Source organism: Bordetella genomosp. 9 (assembly GCF_002119725.1).
Lineage (GTDB): Bacteria > Pseudomonadota > Gammaproteobacteria > Burkholderiales > Burkholderiaceae_B > Bordetella_C.
Map to the genome: position 1 here is coordinate 1,374,046 of NZ_CP021109.1, position 13,405 is coordinate 1,387,450.

General features: G+C 65.8%; 9 protein-coding genes. 5 read left to right on the forward strand and 4 right to left on the reverse strand.

The window, feature by feature from the left end; translation table 11 throughout:
- Nucleotides 1-42: 42 nt before the first annotated feature.
- From CAL13_RS06370 to CAL13_RS06380, 3 genes are all read left to right on the forward strand, one after another.
- On the forward strand, nucleotides 43-831 hold the full coding sequence (locus tag CAL13_RS06370; protein WP_086056661.1) for a class II aldolase/adducin family protein: 789 nt from the start codon (nucleotides 43-45) through the stop codon (nucleotides 829-831).
- A gap of 110 nt (nucleotides 832-941) precedes the next feature.
- Nucleotides 942-1,934: a Bug family tripartite tricarboxylate transporter substrate binding protein gene (locus CAL13_RS06375; protein WP_157664816.1), complete on the forward strand. Its 993-nt coding sequence runs from the start codon at nucleotides 942-944 to the stop codon at nucleotides 1,932-1,934.
- A 48-nt stretch (nucleotides 1,935-1,982) separates the two neighbouring features.
- On the forward strand, nucleotides 1,983-2,879 hold the full coding sequence (locus CAL13_RS06380) for an amidohydrolase family protein (protein ID WP_086071861.1): 897 nt from the start codon (nucleotides 1,983-1,985) through the stop codon (nucleotides 2,877-2,879).
- Between the two features lie 92 nt (nucleotides 2,880-2,971).
- Here the strand turns inward: CAL13_RS06380 and CAL13_RS06385 are convergent, their stop codons facing one another.
- The 3 genes from CAL13_RS06385 to acnB form a co-directional block, all read right to left on the reverse strand.
- Entirely contained in the window at nucleotides 2,972-3,931 is a 960-nt protein-coding gene (locus CAL13_RS06385; protein WP_332457753.1) for a LysR family transcriptional regulator, read from the reverse strand.
- Nucleotides 3,932-3,946: 15 nt separating this feature from the next.
- Nucleotides 3,947-6,187, reverse strand: coding sequence for a TonB-dependent receptor (locus CAL13_RS06390; protein WP_198297926.1), 2,241 nt, complete (start codon nucleotides 6,185-6,187; stop codon nucleotides 3,947-3,949).
- A gap of 374 nt (nucleotides 6,188-6,561) precedes the next feature.
- Nucleotides 6,562-9,147, reverse strand: coding sequence for a bifunctional aconitate hydratase 2/2-methylisocitrate dehydratase (acnB, locus tag CAL13_RS06395; RefSeq protein ID WP_086071863.1), 2,586 nt, complete (start codon nucleotides 9,145-9,147; stop codon nucleotides 6,562-6,564).
- Nucleotides 9,148-9,434: 287 nt separating this feature from the next.
- On the opposite strand from acnB, the gene CAL13_RS06400 reads away from it, so the two are divergent.
- Complete coding sequence (locus tag CAL13_RS06400) at nucleotides 9,435-10,055, forward strand: transglycosylase SLT domain-containing protein (RefSeq protein WP_086073538.1); 621 nt, start codon at nucleotides 9,435-9,437, stop codon at nucleotides 10,053-10,055.
- Here CAL13_RS06400 and CAL13_RS06405 read toward each other — a convergent pair.
- Entirely contained in the window at nucleotides 10,052-12,427 is a 2,376-nt protein-coding gene (locus tag CAL13_RS06405) for a DUF3772 domain-containing protein (RefSeq protein ID WP_086073539.1), read from the reverse strand. The genes CAL13_RS06400 and CAL13_RS06405 overlap by 4 nt on opposite strands.
- A gap of 260 nt (nucleotides 12,428-12,687) precedes the next feature.
- Between CAL13_RS06405 and CAL13_RS06410 the strand changes: the two genes are divergently transcribed.
- Nucleotides 12,688-13,398 (forward strand): glutathione S-transferase, encoded by a 711-nt coding sequence (locus tag CAL13_RS06410; protein ID WP_086071864.1) that lies wholly within the window; start codon nucleotides 12,688-12,690, stop codon nucleotides 13,396-13,398.
- Nucleotides 13,399-13,405: the final 7 nt, after the last annotated feature.

The window sequence follows — 13,405 nt, forward strand, 5'->3', positions numbered from 1 at the left end:
CGTCAAGCGTACGGCCACGGCCCCGTTCCAGGAGATATCGCCATGATGAAGCACGAACTGAAAATTTCCTCGATGAAAGAGCATTGCTCGCCGGAAGAATGGGAAGCCCGCGTGGACCTGGCCGCCTGTTACCGCCTGGTCGCCCACTACGGCATGTCGGACATGATCGCCAACCACATTTCCCTGCGCGTGCCGGGAGAGGAAGGCACATTTCTGATCAACGCCTACGGACTGCTGTATGAGGAGATCACGGCGTCCAGCCTGCTGAAGATCGACCACCAGGGCAACATCCTGAGCAAGCCGGATTTCGGCCCGCATCTTTCGTACGGAGTGAACAAGGCGGGCTTCGTCATCCACAGCGCCATCCACGAGGCGCGTCCGGAAGTCGATTGCGTCATCCACACGCATACCTGGGCGGGCATGGCGGTGTCGTCGCTGGCCTGCGGGCTGCTGCCGCTGAACCAGACGGCGATGCGCTTCGCGAAAATCGGCTATCACGATTACGAAGGCGTCGTGCTGGACGTGCGGGAGAAAGAATCCCTGTGCCGCGACCTCGGCCAGAACGAAGCGTTGATCCTGCGCAATCATGGCCTGCTCACGGTAGGCCGCACCATCGGCGAAGCCTTCAATTGGATGCATCGCCTGGAGCTGTCCTGCAGGGCCCAGCTCGCCGCCATGGCCTGCAACGCGCCGCTGAACCCGGTTCCGAAGGACGTCGTCGAGGCCACCTGGAATCAATACCAGCCGGGCACCCGGCGCCCCTACGGGCAGATGGAATGGCCGGCGCTGCTGCGCCTGGCCGACCGCCTGGATCCCTCGTACCGGACCTGAAAGCCCACGCAGGCGACGCGGCGCGCATGGAGGCGCGCGTCCGTCGCAACGCCCCGGCGCGGCGCGCTGCGCCCGCACGCATAAGTTTCATACGCAGTACGGAGACGTCAATGAAGAAGTTCGAAGGCGCTGTCAAAGCGCTGGGGATAGCTATTGCCCTGAGCCTGGGGGCGCACTCTGCCGCCGCGCAGACTTACCCGGACAAGCCTATCCGGCTGGTCGTTCCTTATCCTCCCGGCGGCAACCTGGATATCACCACGCGCGCCATCACGACGGCAATGGCGCGTCATCTGAAGCAGTCGATCGTCGTCGAAAACCTGGGCGGCGCCGGCGGCTCCATCGGCGCGGGCAATGTGGCGCGCGCCGCGCCTGATGGCTACACCGTGCTGTCGACCACCATCGTGCCGCTGGTGGTGAACCCCACGCTGGTGCCCGGCACGAAAGTCAAGCTTGGCGACTTCGATCCGGTTGGCATGCTGGCGGTCGTGCCCTCCGTGCTGGAAGTCAATGCGAAGAACAAGCAGGGCATAAAGGACTTCAAGAGTTTCATCGCCTATGCCAAGGCGCATCCCGGCGAACTGGCGGTGGCGCATTCCGGCACCGGCACCACCAACCACATCGCGGGGCTGCTTATCGAGCAGGACTTCGGCATCAAGCTGAACCCCATCCCATACAAGGGATCCGCGCCCGCGCTGGCCGATTTGCTGGGCAATCAGGTGGACGGCATGGTGGACCAGCTGACCAGCTCGCAGCCGCAGATCCAGACGGGCGCGCTCAACGCGCTGGCCGTTACTTCCGCCAGGCGCGTCGCGCAGCTGCCCGACGTTCCGACCGTGGCCGAACTGGGCAAGCCCGATTTCGAGATGGTGACCTACTCCGCGCTGATGACCCCCAAGGGCACGCCGCTGGCGGTGCGGCAGGTGCTCAACCAGGCGCTGGCCAAGGCCGTCGCCGATCCCGAGGTGCAGCGTCAATTGCAGAACATCGGATCGGAAGTGGTGCCGTCCACCATCGACCAGACGGCGCAGATCTTCGCCAAGGAAGAGGCCAAGCTGCAGCCGCTGCTGTCCTCAGGCGTGCTCAAGCCCGAGAGCGCGCGCTGACTTCGCCGTACTTCGCTCAATCCACGTCCGCCAGAAAAGGATGGAGACATGACCAAGCCCTGTTTGCCGCCCTTGTCCGAAATCTCCGCGGTGCGCGAGCCCGTGCCGCCGGGCGCGTGCGACTCGCATGCGCACGTGTTCGGCCCGTATCGCGAATTCCCGCTGGCGGATGACCGCAGCTACACGCCCCCGGAAAACGGGCCCGGGCGCTTTATCGCGCACCTCGACCGGTTGGGGCTCAGCCGCGGCGTGCTGGTCACGGCCAGCGCGCAGGGGGATGACAACCGCAATGTGCTCGCGGCTTTGCGCGCCTACCCCGACCGGCTGCGCGCGGTGGTCGTGGTGCGGGCCGATATTTCGGATGCCGAACTGGACAGCCTGGCCGAACAGGGCGTGCGCGGGGCCCGCTTCAACCTGTACAAGCACGGCGGCAAGGCGGTTTACCGCAACGGGGTGGGTCTGGAAGACTTCATCGCCCTCGCGCCCCGCCTGAAGGCGCGCGGCTGGCATGCGCAGATCTGGATCCACGCGCCCGACCTGCCCGAGCTGGCGCCGGCGCTGCTGGCGCCGGGCGTGGAGCTGGTCGTCGACCACATGGGGCGCATGAATGCCTCACGCGGCGTCGAAGACCCGGGATTCCGGTTCCTGTGCAAGCTGCTCGCAGAGGGCAAGGCATGGACGAAGATATCCGGGGCGGACCGCAACACCGCTCAGGGCTCGCCATTTGCCGATATCGCTCCCTTCGCCACGGCGCTGTTGCAAGCCAACGCCGAACGGGTCGTATGGGGCACCGATTGGCCGCACATCAATTACTACGAGGCCCCTCAGGTTCCCGACGACGGTCTGCTGTTGAACCTTCTCACGGAATGGATGCCGGACGCCGCAACCCGTGCGAAGGTCCTGGTCGACAATCCGGCGCGGCTTTACGGTTTCGCGAAGCCGTGAGGGCGCACGCCCGGGAATAAGCGAACCGCGGATGCGGCGTGTCCGGACGGTCATGCCGCATTGCGTTCGACCGGCGACCGGCGACCGGCGGCCTACGCTGCCGGCCGGCCGATTCCGACCAGAAAATCGAACAGATCGCCAGCCGCCATCCGCATATGGGCGCGGTCGCGGGCGCACACGTAGAACTGGCGGCGGGCCCATTCATCCAGCAAGGGCACCTTGACCAGTCCCAGCAAGCCAAGGTAGGTATCGGCGATCAATTCCGGCATGACCGCGATGCCCAGCCCCTCGCGCACCATGCGGCAGCGCGCTTCGTAATTGGCGACCTGGATCTTCACGTTCAAGGGGCCGGTCAGGGTAGGGCCGGCCAGCTCCAGGAATGCTTCGAAGGAATGGCGCGGGAAGTAGCCCAGGAAATCGTAGGACCGCGCCTCGTCCAGGTGCAGGCCGGCCGCCTGCGACAGGGGGTGGCCGACCGGCACCACCAGCACCACGCGGTCCGTGCGGTAGGGATAGGACATCACGCCCGGCGCGGCGCCCGCCGCGTGATAGATGCCGATGTCCACTTCCTGGTTGGAGACCATGCGGGGAATGTCTCCGCTATAGGCTTCCACGAGATCCAGGCGGGACTTGGGGCTTTCGGCCTGGAACGCGCGGATGTCTGCAGGCAGGAATTGCACGATGGCCGAGCGGTTCGCCGCCAGGCGTATCTTGGGGATCCCATCCGGCGAGAATTCCTCGCACATGTCCTGCAGCGTGCGTACGCTGGTCAGGATGGCCTTGGCCTTGTGGTACAGCGCCGCGCCGGCCGGCGTGGGTTCCACCCCCCGGTTGTGGCGCACCAGCAGCGTGGTGCCGACCTGGCGCTCCAGCTCCGAAATGCGCTTGCTGGCGGCCGAGGTGACCAGGTGTTCGCGTTCGCCCGCTTTCGCGAGGCTGCGTTCCTCGACGGCGGCCACCAGCATTTGCAAGGCGGATAGATCGATCTTCATTGCCATGGCAGGCGGCGCGACGCCCGCGAGCCCCAATTCTTCCAGGCCACGAGTGTACATGCGGCCCGCGCCGGCTCAGAAATCCACCGCGACCGACAGCTTCACCGTGCGCGGGTCGCCCTGGATCAGGTATCCGCCGTAGGCCGAGGTCCAGTAACGCTTGTTGGCGATGTTTTCCACGCCCAGGCGCCAGACTACATCGTGGCGCTCCACCCTCGTGGCGTAGCGCACGCCAAGATCGACCGTGGTCCAGGGTTTGACTTTCACCTCGTTGGCGGTATCCAGATATTGGGAACCCGTTCGCGTGACCCGTCCTTGCAGCGTCAGGCCGGACACCCATGGCAAATCCCATTCGGCATTGAGCACTGCGTTGTAGTTCGGCACGCCAGGCGCCTTGTTGCCCGACGTGTCATCGCCGGTATCCAGAAGTTTGCCGTCAATGAACGCAATGCCGCCGATCACTCGCACGCCGCGAGCGGGCTCACCGTATACGTTCATCTCCACGCCCTGATTGCGCTGCTTGCCCAGCGGCGCGAATATCCCCGTGTTGGGATCGGTCACCCCATTGGGAGAGGGCTGGCGGATTTCGAAGAATGCAAGGTTCGCGCCGTAGTCCCCCATATCGAGCTTGACGCCGACTTCGTTTTGCTTCGACTTCCCCGGCGCGAAGGTCTGCCCCTGGTTCGCCGTTCCCGACGGCGCGGTCGGCCCGGGTTGCAAGCCTTCGATGTGGTTCGCATACAGGGACACCCGCTCCCACGGTTTCACCACGATGCCGTAGACCGGCGAGGTCGCGGAGTCGTCATACTTCGTGTCCACCTCGCCCGTGTAGCTGTAGTTCGTGACCCGGATCTTCTGGTGACGCGCGCCCACGGTGAGCAGCACGCGATCGTCCAGGAACGACACCGTGTCGGACAGCGAGACGCCGGTCATGCGGTTGCGTCCCGTCACGCCGGGGTCGTCCATGTCGCCGCCGCTCAGGATGGTAGAAGGCGAGGGCACGTGCGGCGTGTCTTCCAGGCTGGTCGCGAAGGAAGAACCGAAGGTGTAGGCGGACCGCTTTTTCAGATAGACGCTGGAGAAGGCGGCATTCACCGAATGCGCGAGCGGGCCGGTCTCGAACTTGCCCCGCACGCCCGCCATCATGCCGTAGGTGTCGGATTCGTAGGGCACGTCCAGGCGCCCGGCCATGCCAACCCCATCGCCATCCACCGTCGGATTCGAATAGGAGCCTTTTTCCCGTGCATGGTTGCCGCCGATGGCGGCATAGGCGGTCCAGCGCTCCGCCAGGTCATATTCCGCTTTCACCATGCCGAACGTGTTTTCCGTCATCGACCACGTCCACGGCTGCGCATAGTTGCTGCGCGCCGAGGGGGGGTCGGGCAGATCGATGCCCGACACCTGCACCATGGGGCGCCCCTGGTCGGTGCGTTGCTTCTGATACCCCAGGTCCAGCGAAGCCCGGAAGCGCTCGCCGCGGTAGTCCAGCCCCACCGATCCGAACGTCATGCGGGCGCTGTTGTCGTGGATACCCGTATCGCCTTCCCGTTGCAGCGCGTTGACGCGAATGCCGAACTGATTGCTGGCGCCCCAGCGGCGCGCGATGTCGGCGCTGGCGCCGCGCTGCGAGGATGTGCCGTAGTCCAGCGAAACGCGCGTCAGCGGGTCGTCGCCGGCGCGCTTGGGTTCGATGTTCACCATCCCGCCCACGCCTGACCCGGTAGCGGGCACGCCGTTCAGGAATGCACTGGGGCCCTTGAAGATTTCGATGCGTTCGGCGCCCTGCGGCGAAATGATCTGGCGCGGCATGACGCCGAACAAGCCGCCATACGATATATCGTCGCCCGCCAGCGGAAAACCGCGGATCACGAACATCTGCGCATCGTTGCCGAAGCCCCGCGTCACCTGCACCGACGCATCGTTGCGCAGCACGTCGCCGAGCGTGCGTGCCTGCTGGTCTTCCACCAGTTGCGAAGTGAAGCTGGTGACGCTGAACGGCACGTTGGCCGCATCTTGTTCTCCCAGCACGCCCAGGCGTGCGCCCTTGGCTACCTGGCCGCCCGCATAGGTGGGCGGCAGTACGTCGCCTTCGGTCTCCACCGTGCCGGTCACCGATACCGGCGCCAGGGTGGTTACCGGCGCCGCGCCCGATCCCGATGCCTGGCCGACGGCGGCAGGCGGCGAAGACGGTGGCGTGCCGGCCGATTGCGCCCATGTGCCGGCGGGCGCCGATGCCGCGCTAGCGGCCAGGCCGGCCATGGCCAGCCGCAGAGCCAGCGCCCCGGAGATCGGCGGCAGGGGGCGGGGTGCGGACAATGCGGGTTCCGACGAACCGGGGCGTTCTGGAGATGCGAAAGGCATAGGGGTTCCTGGAAGGCGGACGCGCGCGCCGGCGCGATGCGGGCCGGCAGACCGGCGAGGGTCGAAGCAACATCCGCTATGGCGATCGGCGCTGAACGAAATTGGCTCAATTAATGCGAACTGTTCGCATTATCATTAATATATTGTCACAGCGCAACGGGGTGGTAGGCTCCAGGGTCCTCAGGGGCCGTACGCCGCTCAGCGCCGCATAGGCGCCGCCACGCGCGCCGCGGGCGCGAACGATTGCCGGCGGCGCGATCGCCCCAAAAGACAAAACCCCGCCGAAGCGGGGTTTTGTCCTCGGCGCGGAAAAGTCCGCGCCAGGCCGATCAGACTTCCACGACGTCGGCGACGTCCTTGTAGTCCTCGATCTTGTCGAAGTTCAGATACTGGTAGATCTTGTCGCCGTTCTGGTTGACGACGCCGATCTCCGCCATGTATTCCTCGCGGGTCGGGATGCGGCCCAGCTTGGAGCAGATGGCGGCCAGTTCGGCAGAACCCAGATACACATTCGTGTTCTTGCCCAGACGGTTCGGGAAGTTGCGGGTGCTGGTCGACATGACGGTCGCGCCCTCGCGCACCTGTGCCTGGTTGCCCATGCACAGCGAGCAGCCCGGCATTTCCGTGCGCGCGCCGGCGCTGCCGAAAACGCCGTAATGGCCTTCCTCGGTCAGTTGGCGGGCGTCCATCTTGGTCGGCGGCGCCACCCACAGCTTGACGGGAATATCGCGCTTGCCTTCCAGCAGCTTGGACGCCGCGCGGAAGTGGCCGATATTCGTCATGCAGCTGCCGATGAAGACTTCGTCGATCTTCGCGCCGGCCACGTCCGACAGCGTCTTCACGTCGTCAGGGTCGTTGGGGCAGGCCACGATGGGTTCGGTGATTTCCGCCAGGTCGATCTCGATCACAGCCGCGTACTCGGCGTCGGCGTCCGGCTCCAGCAATTGGGGATTCGCCAGCCACGCTTCCATCGCCTGGATACGGCGGCGGATGGAACGCTCATCCTCGTAGCCATTGGCGATCAGCCACTTCAGCATGACGATGTTGCTGTTGATGTACTCGATGATCGGCTCTTTGTTCAGCCGCACCGTGCAGGCTGCGGCGGAACGTTCGGCCGACGCATCCGAGAGTTCGAAGGCCTGCTCGCATTTCAGGTCGGGCAAGCCTTCGATTTCCAGGATGCGGCCGGAGAAGATGTTCTTCTTGTTCTGCTTTTCGACGGTCAGCAGGCCTTGCTTGATCGCGTACAGCGGAATCGCGTTGACCAGGTCGCGCAGCGTCACGCCGGGCTGCATCTTGCCCTTGAATCGGACCAGCACGGACTCCGGCATGTCCAGCGGCATCACGCCGGTGGCAGCGGCGAAGGCCACCAGCCCGGACCCTGCGGGGAAGGAAATGCCGATGGGGAAGCGCGTATGCGAATCTCCGCCGGTGCCGACGGTGTCCGGCAGCAGCATGCGGTTCAGCCAGGAGTGGATCACGCCGTCGCCCGGCTTGAGCGAAATGCCGCCGCGCGTGCTCATGAACTGCGGCAAGGTGTGGTGCGTCTTCACGTCCACGGGCTTCGGGTAGGCGGCGGTGTGGCAGAACGACTGCATCACCAGGTCGGCCGAGAATCCCAGGCAGGCCAGGTCCTTCAGCTCGTCGCGCGTCATGGTGCCGGTGGTGTCCTGGCTGCCCACGGAGGTCATGCGCGGCTCGCAGTACGTGCCGGGACGCACGCCCTTGCCTTCGGGCAAACCGCAGGCGCGGCCGACCATCTTCTGGGCCAGGGTGTAGCCCTTGCCGCTGTCGGCCGGGCTGACAGGCAGGCGGAACAGGGTGGAGGGCGGCAGGCCCAGCGCTTCGCGCGCCTTGGCGGTCAGGCCGCGGCCGATGATCAGCGGAATGCGGCCGCCGGCGCGCACTTCGTCGAACAGGACGTCGGACTTCACTTTGAATTCGGCGATGACCTTGCCGTCCTTCAGCGCCTTGCCCTCATAGGGGCGCAGCTCGATGACGTCGCCCATGTTCATCTGCGACACGTCGAGCTCGATGGGCAGCGCGCCCGCGTCTTCCATCGTGTTGTAGAAAATGGGGGCAATCTTGCCACCAAGGCAGACGCCGCCGAAGCGCTTGTTGGGCACGTAGGGGATGTCCTGGCCCGTGAACCACAGCACCGAATTGGTGGCCGACTTGCGCGAGGACCCCGTGCCGACCACGTCGCCGACGTAGGCGACCAAATGGCCCTTTTCCTTGAGCTGATTCAGGAACTTGATGGGGCCGACCTTGCCGGGCTCGTCCGGTTCGATGCCCGGGCGCGGATTCTTCAGCATGGCCAGCGCGTGCAGCGGGATGTCCGGGCGGCTCCAGGCGTCGGGCGCGGGGGACAGGTCGTCGGTGTTGGTCTCGCCGGTCACCTTGAACACCGTCAGCGTCAGGCTTTGGGGCACTTCCGGACGGGAGGTGAACCACTCCGCATCGGCCCAGCTCTGCAGCACGGCCTTGGCGTTGGCGTTGCCCTTGTCGGCTTTGTCCTTGACATCGTGGAAGGCGTCGAACATCAGCAGGGTCTTCTTCAGGCCGTCCGCGGCGATCGTGCCCACCTGGGCGTCGTCCAGCAGCTCGATCAGCGCGCTGATGTTGTAGCCGCCCAGCATGGTGCCCAGCAGCTGCGTCGCCTTCGCGCGATCGATCAGCGGACACGATTCCTTGCCCAGCGCCACGGCCGCCAGGTACGACGCCTTGACCTTGGCGGCATCATCCACGCCTGCCGGGACGCGGTGCGTGATCAGTTCCAGCAAAAAGGCTTCTTCGCCGGCGGGCGGCGCCTTCAGCAGTTCGATCAGGTCGGCGGTCTGCTGCGCCGACAGGGGGAGCGGGGGAACGCCCAAAGCCGCCCGTTCGGCGACGTGTTGGCGATAGGTAGCTAGCATGAGATGCCCTGGTCGTTGTTGGGGGAATGTCGGCCGCGATTGTAGTGGTCCGCCCCCCCGCCGCGCAAGACGTCTTATATCTTATATAAGACTACGCCGGCGCGCCGAGACAGGAGGCCGCCGATCGGATTATCGTTACGCCTGCTCACGACGAGGACCCGCATGACAGCTTCATTCCGCACGCGGAAGCGGCAGCGCCAACCGGCCCGCCACGATGCCCGCGCAACCCGCCATGCCGGCGCATTCCCGTTTCGGCCCGCGGCGCATTCGTGATCGCCTTCCCTCGCATGCGTCCCCGCTGTCGCCGCCTCATCGCCGCCGTACTTAGTTTTCTGCCGCTGAGCTGGCTGGCAGGTTGCGCGACGTCGCCGCCGCGCAACCCGGACGACATCTGCGCGATCTTCCGGGAAAAGGACGACTGGTACGAAGCCGCCCTGGACGTCCAAAAGAAATGGGGCGTGCCGGTCCAGGTGCCGTTCGCCATCCTGTATCAGGAGTCGAGCTTCCGCCACGACGCCCGGCCGCCGCGCGTCTACCTGCTCGGCTTCATTCCCTGGGGCCGGGTCAGCTCCGCCTACGGCTATGCGCAGATCAAGGACGAGACCTGGGACGACTACGTTCGGCAGAACAACCGGTGGTTCGCCAGCCGCGACGATTTCGACGACGCCATGGATTTCATGGGCTGGTACATCGACAAGACCCAGAAGCTCAACGGCGTATCGAAGTGGGACGCCTACGGCCAATATCTGAACTATCACGAAGGCTGGACCGGCTACCGCGCCAAAAGCTACCGCGGCAAAGGCTGGCTCCTCGGCGTCGCGCGCAAGGTGCAGGCGCGCGCCGACCGTTTTCGCCAGCAATACGCGGCATGCAAGGACGACCTGGACGGCGGCTTCTGGCCGTTCTAGGAAGCCGGCCCCGCTTCGGGAGGCGTCCGGCCGTCGCCTGCCGGACGGGGAAGGATGGGTTTGTCCGCGCTCACCAGCATGGTCGGCGGCTTGCCGAGCGAAATATCGGCGGCCGACAGGCGCTCCAGCACCTCGAATAGCAGCGCGCTTCGCGTCGAATAGGACTGGCGCGGGGACCCGACATACCCGGTGGCATTGAAAACGAGGTTGCTGTTGTCGATGCCATCCAAAAATACGTTCGGCGCCGGCGTCTCCAGAATATCGGGGTGGTCCTTGAAGGCGGCCAGAATGATTTCCCGTGCCCGCGCCGCATCCGTACCCAGGGGCATGGGCAGCTTGATCTGCACCAGGCCAAGCGGGTTGGCGTGCGTCACATTGCGCACGGTCTTGGTGATGAACTCGGAGTTCGGCACGATGACCGTGGACCGGTCGCCCATCTGGATTTCGGTGGCGCGCACGTTGATGCGGCGGATATCGCCTTCCACGCCGCCCAGCGACACCCAGTCGCCCACCTTGACCGGCCGTTCGGCCAGCAGGATCAGGCCGGAAACGAAGTTCTGCACCACCGCCTGCAGGCCGAAACCGATGCCGACCGACAGCGCGCTCGCCACCCAGGCCAGGCGTTCCAGGCCGATGCCCAGCGCCGACAGCGCCAGTGCAACGGCAACCACCACGCCGAGATAGCCGAACAGGGTCGTCGCCGACGATTGCATGCCGGGATCCAGCGTGGTCGTCGGCAGATAGCGCGCCTTCAGCCAGCGCTTCAGGATGCGCACTGCGAGCAGGCCAACGGCCAGCACGATGAAACACTGCAGGATGGCCGCGGGCCGCAGTTGCACCTGGCCCACCGTCAGGCCGTTGAGCAATTGTTCCGCGCGCTGCACCAGCTCAACCGGCCCTTCGGCAAACTGGCCGAGCACCATTACGAAGGCGACCACGCCGATAAGCACGCGAGCCATGCCGGACAACAGCACGGCGGCCTGGTCCCGTATGCGCGGTTCCTGTCCGCGCTCCTGGGCGTCGTCGTCGCGGTGCGATGCGCCGAGCAGGGTCATGAAGAAATCGTCGATGAGCACGCTCAGCAGATACGCCGAGCTCAGCACGATCACCGTCCACACCACCTGCTTGGCCGCGAAATTGCCGAAGGCCACATAGCCGGTCAACATGGCGAGCACGGCGACGCCAAGCACGATCCAAAGCAGGCCCACCGTAATGACCAGCCAGAGCTGGCGGGGCGGCGCCTGCCCCGTCTCGGGATCGCGCAGGGCTGCGCGGCGCACGCGCTCTGCGCGGACGAGTCCGGCCGCGGCGATGACGACCAGCAGCACCGTAACCAGGCAGTTCAGTGCGATGGTGGTGCTGAGGCTGGCGTTCAGCACGACGGGCAGGCGTTCCAGCAGCCAGATGACGACGACCAGCGGACCCAGCGTGGTGGGGAACCAGCGCATTTTCTCCGCCACCGGATCGGGCACGGGCGGCAGACGCCACGATGGCCGCGAGGGCGACAGCAGGGCCAGTCCCAGGCCCGTGACGAAGCCGCCCAGGCACAGGATGCCGGCGAACCCTTCGACAAGCGACTGCGTGTCTTCCGCCAGTTGCCCCTGCCAGTCCAGGCCCACCGCCAGGAATTGGCCGATCAGCCCGGGCGCCAAGGTCGCCACCAGCACGATGAACAAGGCCTGGAAGGATCGCCGCAGCCGTCCGGCTGGCACGCGCGCCGCGGTGAAACGGCGGATCAATCGGCTGGCTGCCACCGCGGCGCCGATAACCACCGCCGACAACAACACCAGGATGGTCCAGACCCACCCGGGCGTTCCCCGGATGGCCGCTGCCAGCTCGTCGCCCAGCGTCTGCAGCCGGCTCGTGTCGCGCGGCAGATCGTCGCCGAAGTCCGACCAGAATGCCGTGCTCAGGATCGATGCGCGCCGTTCACCGAGCCGTGCCTGGAACTGGGAGCGCCGCATCGTGGACACCATTTCCGCCGTCTGCACGCCTTCCACGGAAAGCAGCCGGGCCAGCTTGATCTGCGCGTCCAGGGTGGACCGGGTCTTCTCCAGGTCGGCGCGCTGCGCCGCCACGTCGTGCGCCTCCTTGCCCGTGTCCGCAGCAGGACCAAGCTCGGTCAGCCGCGCCTGCACGGATGTCAGGACCGGCGTCAATTTCTCGGCGATGGCGTCCGCCTTCGCCTGGATGTCCAGCGCGGCGGCGCGCCGGCGCAGCAGCTCGGCGTCGTCGGTCTGTTCCGAGAGGTTTTTGCGCAGCGCCTCCATATCCTTGCGCGCGGCGTCCAGCGCCTTGTCCACTTCCTGGTGGGTGGCGGGCGCTTGCGCCTGGGCGGTTGCCGTTCCCAGGGCCAGGCACAACGCGAGCATCAGCGCGAACGCGAGTCGGATAGGGGCGAATGAAAGGGGTGAGGAAAGCGCCAGGCGGCGCGGGGCGGCGCCGGCGGCCGCAAGCGCGCGAAAAGAAGAAGAATGCATCGGGCTCGAGCAAGGTCGAAGACGCGGCAGCATACCGCGCCGAAACGGTGGGCGCTGCAACAAAAGTTATGTGCAGCACGGCGGATTTGGACGGCGCGGGAAGGATGGGTACAACGGTTGCTGAACGTCGCCTTTCGACGGGAGACGCAGCAATGACTTACGACCTTTGGTATTGGGACGGCATTCCGGGACGCGGCGAGTTCGTTCGCCTGGCGCTGGAAGCGGCCGGCATCGCCTATCGCGACCGTGCGCGCGAGCCGGGCGGGGACGAGGCCCTTGCGCGCGACATGAAGGCGCGCGACGTGCATCCGCCGTTCGCGCCACCCTACCTGGTCACCAGTGAAGGCATGACCATCGGGCAGACGGCAAACATTCTGCTGTTTCTGGGCGAACGGCACGGACTTGCCCCGCAGGACCCGGCGGGGCGCTTGTGGGTGCATCAGATCCAGTTGACCATCGCCGACCTGGTCGCCGAGGCCCACGATGTTCATCATCCCATCGCCAACAGCCTCTATTACGAGGACCAGAAGAAGGAAGCGGCGCGCCGCGCCCGCCACTTCAGGGAAGAGCGCATCCCGAAGTTCATGGGCTGGTTCGAGCGGATTCTCGTCCATGAAGGTCTGTGGCTGGCGGGCGGCGATCGCTGGACCTATGCCGATCTCTCACTTTTTCAGCTGATCGACGGCCTGCGTTTCGCCTTTCCGCGGCGCATGGCCACCTTGGCGGGCCAGTATCCCAAGGTGATGCGGTTGCACGAGCGGGTAGCGGCGCTGCCTGAACTGCAGGCTTATCTGAATAGCGATCGTCGCTTGCCGTACGGAGACGGGATTTTCCGTCACTATCCGGAATTGGACGCCGCATGACGTATCC